Below are 12679 nucleotides of genomic sequence, written 5' to 3' on the forward strand. Positions count from 1 at the left end.
CTTAGAGAAGTAAATGAAATTATTTCAATATTTATATACCCCATTTTTTGTACTCAGCCTTTTACTGTTTTTATTTCTAGATACAAACAATAACTTGCTTTTTTATACTTTATCTGCATTAAGTTTTTATCCCATAATTAGTATTATTTGGAAAATTTATAGTAATTTTGATAATAATATTAACTTGTTTATTTATGACCTGATATCAACCTTAATTATCTCTTTATTGGTTTTTGCTAATTTATATAAAATGAATGGCATTTTGGATCCATCGGGGCAAATTACGAAAGAGCCTATCGATATGATTTATTTCTCTATAGTGACATGGACAACTTTAGGCTATGGGGATTTTCAACCAACAGAATCAATGAGAATAACTGCTTCTATAGAGGCAATGCTAGGTTACATATATAACGCTTTGTTTTTAGGTTTATGTGCAGGCTGGTTGTTGATTAAGTATCAGACCAATCTCAATAATAAAACCATGAAGTAGGTGTTAATAGGGCATTACCGCACATCCGGCCGCCATACTTTTCCTAATCAAAAACTAATGAGCTAGAGTCTTAGCACTAACTAACTTTTGTCCAGGCACGTCTTAGAGCGATCGCTCTAAACGTTAATTAGCTACGACCCCTTTGTTCGATAAATTTGGTCACCAATTGCCATGAATCCCCCTCGACTTTTCACCTATCTTATTATTTCTGTTTATCTTTTGTGGGGATTCGTCAGGCTCAGACCCCAGGGCAAGATCACGAGTGAATGTTTTTTATTCACTATGCTCAAGCTTTAAACTGAAGCCAGAACTAACTGTATACGATTGATTGTTTATCGCTCTAGATTGGTTCTAAAATCATTCAATTGTCGTTCAAAAAGCATTCACGCTCTCACCCTGGCTCAGACCCCTTTATCGAAAGTGGCTATTGGCATTAAGACAATATGGCCGCCTTATATACGGCAACGCCTAGTTCAGCAGTCAACGGTCAGAGCTTTTACCAGTCCAACTGGCAGTCATTTGTTAGTATTATGCTGCCTGTATTTGATTTATTAGACGAAATAACCCATTACTTAGAGGTAAAGATACTTTTCCTGAGCGCTCATAGCCATACTTCATGAGGTGGTACATTAATGACAAAATCGCGTTACTCACATTGTATAGAATTGAAATATCATTATTACTGGATCCCAAGTCAAAAGAAGTTGGATCTTTTAGCCATTCAGTATTCCTCAACACCATATCATGATCATGTAGCGCACCTTTATAGGGATACCATACACCGTGAGTATGCTGATAATTAATTTTATTTCTAATTCTAGATGGCCAATTTCCTTTAGTCGCTCCGGACATGTTTAATGCAGCTTTAATATTTGAAATCAAAGTTAATGCTTCTGACTTTTGCTTTCCAAGCCCGGTAGTATTTGAAATATTATCAATCAACCATGTTAGTAACTTTGAAAATGATGACCATGTATCAGCATGTGAATCTTTTAGTTTGCTGAACGTTATTTCATTATTTGAAATTGATGAAAAATAGAATCCGTTTTCTATGCTAGAAACGCCACCGTCAAGCTGCGTTGCACTCGCAATTTGGAAAACTTTATCTACATGGTCTCCCTCTAATTGACTACATGCCCGCCCATAAACTCGTAATAGAGCATGGGCTGCAAAAAAAGCAGAATAATACATTTGAACAGCTGCCCAACCTGTACTCTTTGGCAGTTTATTAACCTTTCCTACGCTCCACATAGACTCAATCGCCGCTTGAGCAAATCTATTACTATCGTTTGCTAATGAGGCATGGAGGATTTCCGTTTGCTGAAATCGTAACTCGAATTCAGTAGCTCGATTCTTCCCGACAGGTACCAGACACTTCGACATTAAGTAGTGTCCATTTGCAACCCATGCCTTTAGGTCCGATTCCGATGATAGATTTACTTCAAATATCTCATTCAACGAAAGTTGGTGAATTATTTTAATCTCAGGTGTCATTTAAAGAGTAAACTCCTGCTTTAATGACTCCTCTAAGTGATCTACGATCGGCTTATAAGCATTGGTAGGGCTCGCAAGCTTGGCTGGTTTAATTCTTTGACCAGTAATTTCCGTAAATTCATAGTAATTATCAACAGAATAAATTGCGCCAAACCTGTCTTTTACTCTCGCAGTGATTATTGGGAAAAAACCCGAAATCGCTTTAAATACAGTAGTATTAAATGCTTGTTCCTCTAATTGATGAGGAACTAAAATCCCTTCATTGAAAGCAATTAAATAAGAATTGAAAATTTCATATATTTCGTCTGCATTCTTATTCCCAAATACTTTCACCAACGGTTTTACAGCAGTATTAAAAACTGCACGTGTTATTTTCCCCTTATCTCTCTTTGATGCTGACAGTCTATTATACAGGGCACTATCATTTTCCGTTGAAAATGTATCGAAAAGCTCCCTCAAATATTGCTCAGTATCATTCTCGTACTCCGCCATTTTCTTGATATCTAAGAGAAGCTCAGTGGGCACGCCTTTTTGCTTTGAATTGATATCAATAAACAGTCTAGATTCATCGCGTTTAGATAGATTCTCATACACGACTACAGGTATTCTTAGCGCTGTTTTCGCGAGTTTAAAACCATAAACTCGATGCTGCCCATCAATGATTAAGAATGCCTTATTAATATTCAAAAAACTTACGGACTTATTTTTCGAGTCATAATGAAATTCACTACCTTCTTGCGCTGACAAGACAATTGAGCTAGGAATTGTTCCTAATCCTGAATCGATGTAATGGGCTATTTCAGTCGCTCTTTTTGTATCCAATTCCCGCTGAAAACCTTCAATAGGGTCTTCATCGCGATTTACAACGTAACATGTCTCTGCAAGCACATCAGTTGGCATAGTAAATGAGTAAAACCTAAAATCACCTTGGCGAACTAGACTTACACTACCATAACTTTCTTTATCACTCATCAGACTTCCTTCGTTTAATATCTAGTTTTAATTCAAATGCTAACGGCTTATTGAATAGCTGCACGATAACGTTCTTGACTGTTGATTATTTAGGTAGGTTATAACTTACAAACCATTGCTGTAAAAGGAATATTTTTTTATTTCGTAAAGAAGATCACTTAAAACTGTCTGATAAAAATATACGTCGGTGTTTATGAAGTCTGCACAGCTCTTTTGGAATCCAGCAACACACTGATTTTAAAGGATAAAGATGCACTGTAGCATTCTAAGTTCGCAGGACAGCTTTTCTTCATCTTTTATATTCTGCATATTTTTATGATTCTAAACGTGGTATCCATTATAAATGTTTATAATGACAGCTAAATGCTACTTATCTCATTAAGTCGGCCTTGCTTTCTTCTTGCTTAGATGAACATATTACCTCTGTTAATTCACTCTTCTTCCCTGGTAGAAATATCATTATGTATTTACTCAAGCTAACTCTTCCTTTGTTGCAATTAGCCTTTAGTACTGCGGCTATCGGCGCTGGCAATACCTCAAATCAATCGTTCAATAAGGCTAAGAAAATGCTCGAGCGCCAGGTGTATAGTGATCACCGGGTAACCATCTATTGTGCAGCTGAGTTTGATGCTAAGAAAAACATCCTCACGTCGGCTGGTTTTGTTACCTCTAAATACGCTAAACGAGCGAAGCGGGTCGAGTGGGAACATGTGGCCGGCTCAAAACTTTGGTAGGTCCTTCGGTGAGTGGCGTGATGGCCATAAAAGCTGTGTCGATAGTAAGGGCAAGAAATTCAAAGGCAGAAAGTGCGCCGAGAAAATGAATACCGAGTATCGATACATGCAGTCAGATATGCATAACTTGTTTCCGGCCATAGGTGCGGTAAATGCGCTGCGTAGTAATTATAACTTCACCATGTTGCCATCGACTAAGTCAGATTTTGGCAGCTGTGATATGCGTATCGATAACATGAAGGCCCAACCGCCGGTAGCCGCTCGCGGCCGTATAGCCCGTGCTTACATCTATATGGATCAGACCTATCCCAAATACAAAATGAGCAAGCAGCAGCGCCAATTGATGCAAGCCTGGGACAAGCAAGATCCTGTTTCATCATGGGAGTGTAAGCGCTCAATGCGTATAAAAAAGCTACAGAAAAATGCAAATACGGTGGTCGATAGTCGATGTAAAACAGCTGGGTTACAAGTTTCATGGTGAGCAGTTATCTCGTTTTCCTCCAAAGTTAGTTAGTGAAAACACTCAGTAAAATGTAAGTGAATCCATTTTGTAATAATTTAAGTAATGAGATATTACCGCTCTCATTCGGCAGCAAAATTTGTTCTATAGACCCGAATCGTAAGAAAGCTACACCTCAAAATTTTAAGCATTAACGAGGATGGCATCTTCATATGAATACTGAACTTGAAGCCGTGAAGATGAACAATTAGAGAGATGACCTGTTTGCGACACTATAGATAATTTCATTTATTATCAGCAGATTATCGAAATGAGGTAGTACAGAACAGCTACCAAAAAATACTAAAAACCTATACAATACAAAACATGGACGTGGTGGTTAAATGCAACACGCTGCTCATATCTTGAGATATCACACGACGCACATATACCAAGACATTAGGGCAACAATAGAAATCATGAATGAATCATCGAATACAATGATAGAAGCACTTAAAATAATTACTGATTTTCTTTCAAATAACTCGATTACTATCGTTTTACTTGTTTTGTTGATAATTTGTAGAAAAGCAATTTCTAACTTTATTTCTAGGCTCACTTCTCTTTCCTATAAGAATGGCGATTCAACAGTCGGAATGAAAGCTGTAGCCCCATCTGATAGCGAAGATCTTATTAAAGAGGGTCCTAGCGCCGATGAAAATCCAGCTTCAGAGGAGGTGGATTCAAAGGCCGGCGAAATTGAAGAAATAGAGAGCACTTGGACGTCCGAAATGAATAAAGCTTTTGATGAAGGCCGCTTTGATGATGCAGATCTCATCTTTAAACAATATTCATTAGACGAACAAGATGAGACTAAGCTACTTAGAAATAAAAGTTTTTATCTGTATTTGAAGTTTGAAAAACAAAAAGATAATTCTGCTATTGAAAAGTTAGAAGATCTTGCAAGAATTGCCAAGTCAGAGGATTCCAAATTTAACACTCTAACGTGGCTTTCCTTTTGCTTCCAAGACAGCATGACGTATGGAAAGCAAATTGATTTATGGCGCTCTGCTTTAGCTGAGACAAAGTCTGAAAAACTTAGAACAAGGGCTATCGTTAATCTAGCTTCTGTTCTATCTAAGGATGATAAATCAACAGAAGCGAAGAGCCTCCTTGTTAAACGCCTATTAAATACAGTCGATGAATCTCAACAATCGACTCTATATACAGAGCTATCAAACATTGAAAAATCTCTGGGAAATAAGCACTTATCAATTTACTGCAAAGATAAGTCATTGGAGTTTGATGTATATAACAGGGACGAACTGTTTAATTCTGCTCATGCCGCAAGTGATGAAGGTATTGATGAAATATCAATAAGTAATTATATAAAGCTTATCAGAATTGATAGCAATAATTCTATGGCATTCAATAACTTAGGCGTTAGGGCGCTAGATGCAGGTTTAAACATAAAAGCAATAGAAAACTATAAGAAGTCTTCAAAATATAACAATACGCTTGCAATGGCAAACCAAGGCTATACTCTGCTAGAAGCAGGCTTTGCAGACGAGGCTGAGAGTATAGCAAATCAAGCACTGAAATTAGATGATCCTCATAAAAATGTGTATAGCCTTATTTCTGCTATTGATAAGAATAGAAAGAATCAAAGTGATAAATGGTCGAAATTAAGAGAGAAATCTTTTGAGCGACAGAAGTTTATTAGAAAATATATCGAGCAATACTATTTAGGAGATTCTAGTACACTAAATGGGGATTGGTTAGTTAATAATGCCTATCCAACGACCATTTTAATCAATAAGGGGTTAATGAAGGCTACTTGGGTAGAGCTGGCTGGACATTTGGGAGATGCCTCATACACTGCTGAATTAACGGGTAAAGTATATGGCTCAACTTTTGAAGGGATATATACAAAAAAGAAAGATGACAGCACCTCTTATTCTCTATTAGGGCTAGCTGGAAATATTGACCAATCATGTATTGGTTTTTTATCTGAGGACGGTAATAAAATCAAACTGTTCTCACCTAAATTCAAGGACGATTTTTCCCTATCCCTTTTAAAAAACAATACATAACAAACATGTTATTAGGTTACTCTAGTCTATTACAGAATGGTTACCACACTTCTGATTACTATACTTTGCCTAATCAAAACCTCAGTGAGTTAGTGCCAATACCCTAACTCACTTATGTCCATATTCTGGCGAATCCGAATTAGCAAACTTCTCTCGAGCCATTGCATCGACAACTGAGCCCTATGCCATTTATCTAATCTCAGTTCTTAATTGGGCTATTTGCCTGTCTATGGTTGAAACTAGCGTGTCGGCTTGCTGAGTAACAGCACTCATCTCTTGAGCCAAGCTTTGCTGCCAGGTAGCCCCAGCTAAGTTGTTATTGGCCCATCGGCCTCTATTTCTCAAGTTATTTAATTGGCGGTCACGATTCTTTATTGCTGTTTTCCTCTGCAATTCTAGACTATGAATCTCGCGCTCTACTTGCTGATTGCTAATATAACTTTGAATATTTTGTTTATTTTGGTTATCTAATTTATGGCTGTTTTCAACTACGCTGCCGACATGACTTAAATCGAGTGCTTCAGTTCCATCACCACACGGGGTTGCTTGATAAACACCTTCAGAGCATTGATACACTTCGCTAATCGCCATCTCTGGTACCAGTAAAGTAAAAAATAATAGATTTCTCATAAACTTCCTCCTTGAGGCCGCAAGCCTACACCTCTATAGATGAGTGAGGCAAGTCTGCGGCCACACCTAAGATACGCCCCTCTTGCACGTAAACCCAAGTATCTATGGTGCCAGTGCCTATTGCGTTAATACTGCCGCCACTGGCGCTGCTAACATTTAAGGTGCCATCGATATTCACTTTAGTCACCTTCATGATCTGCCTTGGGTTATTGAAGGTCTTCTTCAATTGCTTAAACATATGATCACTCCAAAGACTCTATGACTGTGATAGCTTGCTCAATTGATACCTCCCCCTGTTCTGACACGTTGACGCTAATATTGACGCTATCACAAACACTCTTAAATAACGTGGCGCCATCACGAACACCAACCAACATTCCCACAGTTAACGGCGGAATGTCAGCCATGATAGGTAAGGCGATATTATGGATCCGCTTTTTTCCTGTGTCGGCAAGGGCCACGGTTCCCGCTATTCTGGCGGCTTGATTATCGACAACTAGCTGGGCACTGATATCTGCGGCATTAACATTACCTAAGGTACCCGCTCGCTTAACCTGACAGCTCACCCCTTGTTGTTCGCCCCGGATCCACACACTATTACAAAGTACCTGGCGCGTTTCTCTCATTGAATGAGAAAGGATCACCGCTTCATGTACTGTGATATCAGGATTGGCGCCCGACATAATCCAAGGCACAGTGGGCCAACGTGGAACGACTGTTAAAGTCTGTGTGTCATCATCACTCAGCACCATACAACCTACTTGCTCGGCGGCATCATTTATCGCCTCTAGCGGAGATGCTCCCGATGTAGAGTATGCCCCTGCCGGTACAGTGAAATCAGCAAGACCCGCCAGGCTAACTGACCAAGGTGAAAACTGGATTAAGTCGCTCAGTATCCCAACAAAAGAGCGACCTGTGCCATTGGTATAGCTAACGGGTAGCTCATAGGGCGTGGCTAGTTCCGCGCTGCGACTGCGACCATTGGCAGTAAAAGTATGAGAGCCAAACAACTTGCTCTCAGCCTTTTCTTCACAAATAAAATAAAAGTCATAGCCATTTAGGCTTAACTTCAATAGCTGGTTTTCTGCATTTTCGGCATCGATACGGCTGCTAAAGCCAATACTGACTGATTGTGAGAACTGGCCACGGCTATGGTTTAGGCTCACGCTATTGATCACTATTCGCTTGCTGTCACTCACTCTTATGCAATCGATAGTTGGTTGCATGATATAGGCTCTCCTGAGTTGTGGCTCTATGGGAACTTCAAAATCTATCGGGGGTAAACTTGGGTTTGCATCGATAAGGCCACCGCCATCATCGTACTCACACACCATTGGTGATTTAACAAAGCGCAAAGCGATTGGAGATGATGAGTCAGTCCAAGGTTTAGAAAAGCGCATGCTTACTTTTCCAACGGGAGGTCTATAGTCATCGCTACATTGCCACGATGACTTATGCGGCCTCCATGTTAAATAATGAGAAACATCAATTACAGCTGAGGTATTAAAGCTCAGCTCATGTTGAGCCTGTGGCTTATCGAGTGTTTCCCATACCGGGATAAATTGAGAAGACAAGGCCGCAAAATCTAACCAAGAAAAGCCCTGACGAACCACATAAGCTAAGTCTTGGCTGTAAGCGATAGCAGTCACCCGCTCTTGTGTTTTAATGCCGCCCCAGGGTGTTGAAAAGCGTTTAAGGTGGGCTAAGGTACCGGACCAGACATTAGCTACGGCTATCATGTGAACAGGCGGAATATCCCAAGCAAAACTAAAACAGTGTTGCTTGGCTCGCTCTGACAGCCAGTTAAGCCCCTTGCTCGCCTCAAGCTGAGTGCTCTTATAGCTCAGCCTCTGGTGAGACTCAGTGACAAGAGGACTCACCCACACCGCCGAAAACTGCCGGGTGATGCTATTAACGATCGAGGGCTCTGGATCTATCCCTCCCGTAAAGCTCAGCTTTATCGGGCTAGTTGCATTAGGCCAAGGGGTGTCGAACCTGAGTTTTAAATCAATACCCGAATCGAAGCGCAATGATATTGGGCTGACTACTTCACCGTTTTTTTTAGTGATGAAACTAAGTTTCATTAAATAATTACCGTGAAAGGATCTATCTCTTGCAGCTTAACGCCATCCATACAAACAGCATTGTACTGGTCATTATCATCGAGAATAACGACGAGTATTTCATGCTTCTGAGCATATTTTTGATTGAGAACTAATTTTACTATACCGCTTGGAGGAACGAGGTGGTGAAAAATGGTTTTAGCCGTATTTCGGTTAATTATCATAAACCTTTCTGCATTCAAATCTGCATCCAGTTCAAATAATGCTTGCTTAAAGTTATTGCTGGTATCGACAAGAACCTGATTTAATTTGTTAATCATACCAAGACTCCATATTGACCCAAAAATTACAGCCGCCGTTATGACCAGAATGTATTAACCAATGCTCTTGCCCTCCAATCATTGAGGTTTGAGGCCATAATTGATCTGAATACCTTGGGGCTTGAGTTTGTATTAATCCAGGTACATGACCTCGATAAGCGGGGTGTAGAGAACTGTCACCAATTCGAGTCCCTTCCGAATCAGCATTGATCCCTGTTGTACCTGTAACTGTATAACCATCTATAGAAATTAATGGTCTGCTATACACTCTAAATTCTGAGGGAACACCGTTTGTTGTCGTTGTTGGAGATGTGATAAATTGACTTAATAACTCCATAATCTTGCCATGATTAGTACCATTGCTCTCGTGCATAAATCCTATAACACTGACTGGACTTAGATACGCTAAACTCAAAGACCAAGAGGCCGATATTTGATCGGCGTGAGCAGCATAAGATAGTAGTGTAAAACGATTTAAATCATTAGGCACAAACGAATCTATATCGCCGCAAAAAAATGCAACGTGGGCAGATGTCCCCATTTTCATTGTTAGCTTACTATCATAAATCGCAAACAGATAAAAACCCGCACTAGTGCCTATTAAGCACCATTTAGTTATGCGGCTATTACCACCAAAAGCAAATCGTTTACTGGCACAATTTATCGTTGTCCAATCTGGGTCATATTCAGTCAGTAGCGGTGCAGTTTGTAAATAAACAACTCCACCAACGGGATCTGCTCCCGTCTTGCATTTTATCTGAACATAAGAACCGCTAGCCTCTGCCGATGAATTTCTAAAAACAGCCTTAAACCCATCAGGGCTCACAAATGGCATTGTCCACCCAAGAGATGCTTTAGCCCCATAACCATCAACGAGGCATTTTTTAATTATATCAATGTAATGTGATGGCTTAACTTGGCTATTTGGTAATTGCGGCGCACCGGGATCGTCCCAGCGATAAACGGTTACTGGTAGTGACATTGTTTTGCCCTGTATTAATTGAGATTGTGGTTGGGGGTCGAGTTAGGCTTCGTTACCGCGATAAACAAGGGTGGTTTGGTCTTTAGTGACAACGCTATGGCCAGATTCGACCACTCGTATAGGCATAATGCCGCTGCCTGCAGCAACGCTCTTAAACCTCACTGCTTCACCTGGTACCCAACCACCGCCGAACGCCTCTTTAGGTATAGTGAGGTAAGCCTTACCCGCTAAGGGGTTTAGCGGGATGAAGTTATTGAGGGTGTCACCCGAGGCGATAAAACCGACTCGGCGACCAATAAAATTAAAGGCGGTAGCAGAGGTAAATTGGATCAGCCAATCCTCATTAATGGCGGCGTCATTAGTCACCACTATAGGGTAATCAATAGTATTCATTGAAGCTGTGGCCCCTGGCCCGTCAACGTCCCAGTTATCATTCCACGCGGCTAAATCTCGCACGTTCTCAATACGTGCCTGTTGATCACCCAGTATCTGTACACTCGATACTGTGGCGCCAATTGGGTAACTTCTCGATAGCGCTTTAGCTAACTGCAGTTGGCCCGACTCCACCGATGTCACTAAGGCACGTTCGCTTAAGGTATCGCTGATAATGAATGGCGCGGTAAAGCCAGTAAAATCACTGTTTAATGTAACTACGCCAGTGGCCTTATTCACACTGTAATGATCATCGGTACCCGTCCAAAGACTTGCCCCGAGCGAATCTGTAATATCGACAAAATCAGCATCGGCTCGGATATTAACTGTGCCACCAGGTGCAGGGGAATTTACCGCCTGAAACTGCACATGCTGAATTGATATCGTTCCCCAAGGGTGAAAAATATCAACGAGTCCTTTTTCCGGCAGTCTTAAGGGATTGAGGTTGTAGATCTCCGGGGGCGGCAATAAGTCCACCACTTCACTAATGTCATAGCGCAAAGTGGATAACTTAACCGCTTGAGAAAAGCTGATAGCAACAAACCGACCTGAGATAGAGCCGCTGATACTGGTACCAGTAATGACCCCGGCTTCATCACTACTCGCACTTAACAATGAACCTGTAACCGTTTCAACCTGCAGATAAAAACTAGTGAGTAAAATAGCGTTGTAAGGAATAGAAAATTGTACCCCGGTATCTGACTCGCTGCCGCCGACCAGCGCATGATAACTAAGGAAGCTAAACCCTTGCTCTAGCATAAATGTGCCATCGCTATAATTTAAAATAGCAGCTCTATACTCAGAGCCATCGCCTCTACGCACGTAAAGACCATCTTCAAGCTCATAAAGTCGCTCTGAGCTAGAACCTATGGCCCAGTTAACGGTACCTGTGAGTGTTCCTCTGATAATTTCTTTCCCTGCAGGGAATCTATCCGCATGATAATAAACGGCATAACGAATACTTGAAATATAGCTAACCGTAACTGCTGTATTAATATCAGGTTTACGCGATAAGGTGGCACTAATCTCATTGTTAGCCACGGTAACGATAGCATCAGCACCATCATACAATTGGCCATTAGCGATATATTGAATCTCAGGCGTAAAATCAACGGTAGCAAGATCGCTTTGCAATACATCATTCACAGTAAAGAGATAAGTCTGGGCGCTTGTTGCTACTTGGGTGAGGGTTTTCTTAACGAGATCTGCACCGTTGGTACTCAGAGATAAGCCTGCATGGCTAACCGAACTGCTCACAGTAGGTAGCAAACTTTGTACTGTCTCTTCGACCCTTAATATTTGGCCTGCGCTGACCTCTGTTAACTTACTCACCCCATGATATTTAACTTGCGAGGTGCGGGTAATCATTCTCAGCACAGTGCATTGCGATTCAGTATTAATAACTATATCACTATCGGGTGTGGCAAACGGGATACCTGGCTCAAAGGTGATCATGCCATTACTTGAATTACCACCACCTCGAGTCACTTGAGCATAATGCGTTAAGCGTGGCCAATTTCCATGTTCAGCACCGTCATATTCGACACTGATAGCAATAATATCCCCCACTCTAAGGCTGACATATTGAGGCTCATTACCTGAGTAATCCCAGCGAGCAAGGTTAGCGGTACTAAAGGCGTTTTGATACTGCAGAAAACCCGACATTCCCGCCCTGAGTTTTTGCCCGGCAACAACATCACTCTCGAGCATTTCACGCATATCAGACAATTTAGCGGCATCAGTCATACCGCGAGACTCAGCGAGTAACATGGTCACTAGTGGATCACTTGGGGGGTCAGAGAAAAATACATGAGCATCGAGTAAAGTTTCTGTGCCTGGAGTATCTAAACTTGGGTAACACTTCACAATGTCGATAGCACTTTGAGCATGATCAATGTCAGAGATAGGCAGGAATAGATCATTAACCTTGCCATTGGTCACTTCGTTTCTGGTTCTTAGTCCCCCCGCATTATCATCATTGCCTAAGCGTTCGGGCTTAAAGAGCTTTAAATCATTTCTATTCATAG

The 12679-nt window shown here is 41.0% G+C and carries 10 protein-coding genes and 1 pseudogene; 3 read left to right on the plus strand and 8 right to left on the minus strand.

Translation table 11 applies throughout. The features are described 5' to 3' along the window. The first annotated feature begins 13 nt into the window (after positions 1-13). Positions 14-493 (plus strand): potassium channel family protein, encoded by a 480-nt coding sequence (locus FS373_RS17360; RefSeq protein WP_152829954.1) that lies wholly within the window; start codon positions 14-16, stop codon positions 491-493. 528 nt (positions 494-1021) lie between these two features. Here FS373_RS17360 and FS373_RS17365 read toward each other — a convergent pair. Together FS373_RS17365 and FS373_RS17370 are read right to left on the minus strand one after the other, a co-directional pair. After that, positions 1022-1987, minus strand: coding sequence for a hypothetical protein (locus FS373_RS17365; protein ID WP_152829955.1), 966 nt, complete (start codon positions 1985-1987; stop codon positions 1022-1024). Further along, positions 1988-2959, minus strand: coding sequence for a DGQHR domain-containing protein (locus FS373_RS17370; RefSeq protein WP_152829956.1), 972 nt, complete (start codon positions 2957-2959; stop codon positions 1988-1990). A gap of 461 nt (positions 2960-3420) precedes the next feature. Between FS373_RS17370 and FS373_RS17375 the strand changes: the two are divergent. After that, positions 3421-4174 (plus strand): annotated as a pseudogene (locus FS373_RS17375) (endonuclease). A gap of 362 nt (positions 4175-4536) precedes the next feature. Beyond that, positions 4537-6225: a tetratricopeptide repeat protein gene (locus tag FS373_RS17380; protein WP_227992913.1), complete on the plus strand. Its 1689-nt coding sequence runs from the start codon at positions 4537-4539 to the stop codon at positions 6223-6225. Positions 6226-6414: 189 nt separating this feature from the next. On the opposite strand, the gene FS373_RS17385 is transcribed toward FS373_RS17380, so the two are convergent. From FS373_RS17385 to FS373_RS17410, 6 genes are read right to left on the minus strand one after another with little or no spacing between them, the layout of a single operon-like run. Continuing rightward, complete coding sequence (locus tag FS373_RS17385) at positions 6415-6855, minus strand: hypothetical protein (protein WP_152829957.1); 441 nt, start codon at positions 6853-6855, stop codon at positions 6415-6417. Between the two features lie 25 nt (positions 6856-6880). Further along, the gene (locus FS373_RS17390; RefSeq protein ID WP_152829958.1) at positions 6881-7093 is read right to left on the minus strand and encodes a hypothetical protein; all 213 of its coding nucleotides are present in this window, start codon (positions 7091-7093) and stop codon (positions 6881-6883) included. A gap of 4 nt (positions 7094-7097) precedes the next feature. Next, on the minus strand, positions 7098-8939 hold the full coding sequence (locus FS373_RS17395; protein WP_227992914.1) for a hypothetical protein: 1842 nt from the start codon (positions 8937-8939) through the stop codon (positions 7098-7100). After that, positions 8939-9238, minus strand: a complete 300-nt coding sequence (locus tag FS373_RS17400) for a hypothetical protein (protein WP_152829959.1) — start codon at positions 9236-9238, stop codon at positions 8939-8941. The genes FS373_RS17395 and FS373_RS17400 overlap by 1 nt, the downstream gene beginning before the upstream one ends. After that, positions 9231-10220 (minus strand): hypothetical protein, encoded by a 990-nt coding sequence (locus FS373_RS17405; protein WP_152829960.1) that lies wholly within the window; start codon positions 10218-10220, stop codon positions 9231-9233. Before FS373_RS17405 ends, FS373_RS17400 begins: the two co-directional genes overlap by 8 nt. Before the next feature lie 42 nt (positions 10221-10262). Beyond that, a complete protein-coding gene (locus FS373_RS17410; RefSeq protein WP_152829961.1) occupies positions 10263-12677 on the minus strand; it encodes a hypothetical protein in 2415 nt (804 codons plus the stop codon). Between the last annotated feature and the right edge of the window lie 2 nt (positions 12678-12679).

The organism is Shewanella sp. YLB-07 (genome assembly GCF_009377275.1).

Excerpts from the sequence above, each read along its gene's own strand:
- FS373_RS17360 (WP_152829954.1), top strand. The coding sequence starts at position 14 with ATGAAATTATTTCAATATTTATATACCCCATTTTTTGTACTCAGCCTT.
- FS373_RS17365 (WP_152829955.1), bottom strand. The coding sequence starts at position 1,987 with ATGACACCTGAGATTAAAATAATTCACCAACTTTCGTTGAATGAGATA.
- FS373_RS17370 (WP_152829956.1), bottom strand. The coding sequence starts at position 2,959 with ATGAGTGATAAAGAAAGTTATGGTAGTGTAAGTCTAGTTCGCCAAGGT.
- FS373_RS17380 (WP_227992913.1), top strand. The coding sequence starts at position 4,537 with ATGCAACACGCTGCTCATATCTTGAGATATCACACGACGCACATATAC.
- FS373_RS17385 (WP_152829957.1), bottom strand. The coding sequence starts at position 6,855 with ATGAGAAATCTATTATTTTTTACTTTACTGGTACCAGAGATGGCGATT.
- FS373_RS17390 (WP_152829958.1), bottom strand. The coding sequence starts at position 7,093 with ATGTTTAAGCAATTGAAGAAGACCTTCAATAACCCAAGGCAGATCATG.
- FS373_RS17395 (WP_227992914.1), bottom strand. The coding sequence starts at position 8,939 with ATGAAACTTAGTTTCATCACTAAAAAAAACGGTGAAGTAGTCAGCCCA.
- FS373_RS17400 (WP_152829959.1), bottom strand. The coding sequence starts at position 9,238 with ATGATTAACAAATTAAATCAGGTTCTTGTCGATACCAGCAATAACTTT.
- FS373_RS17405 (WP_152829960.1), bottom strand. The coding sequence starts at position 10,220 with ATGTCACTACCAGTAACCGTTTATCGCTGGGACGATCCCGGTGCGCCG.
- FS373_RS17410 (WP_152829961.1), bottom strand. The coding sequence starts at position 12,677 with ATGAATAGAAATGATTTAAAGCTCTTTAAGCCCGAACGCTTAGGCAAT.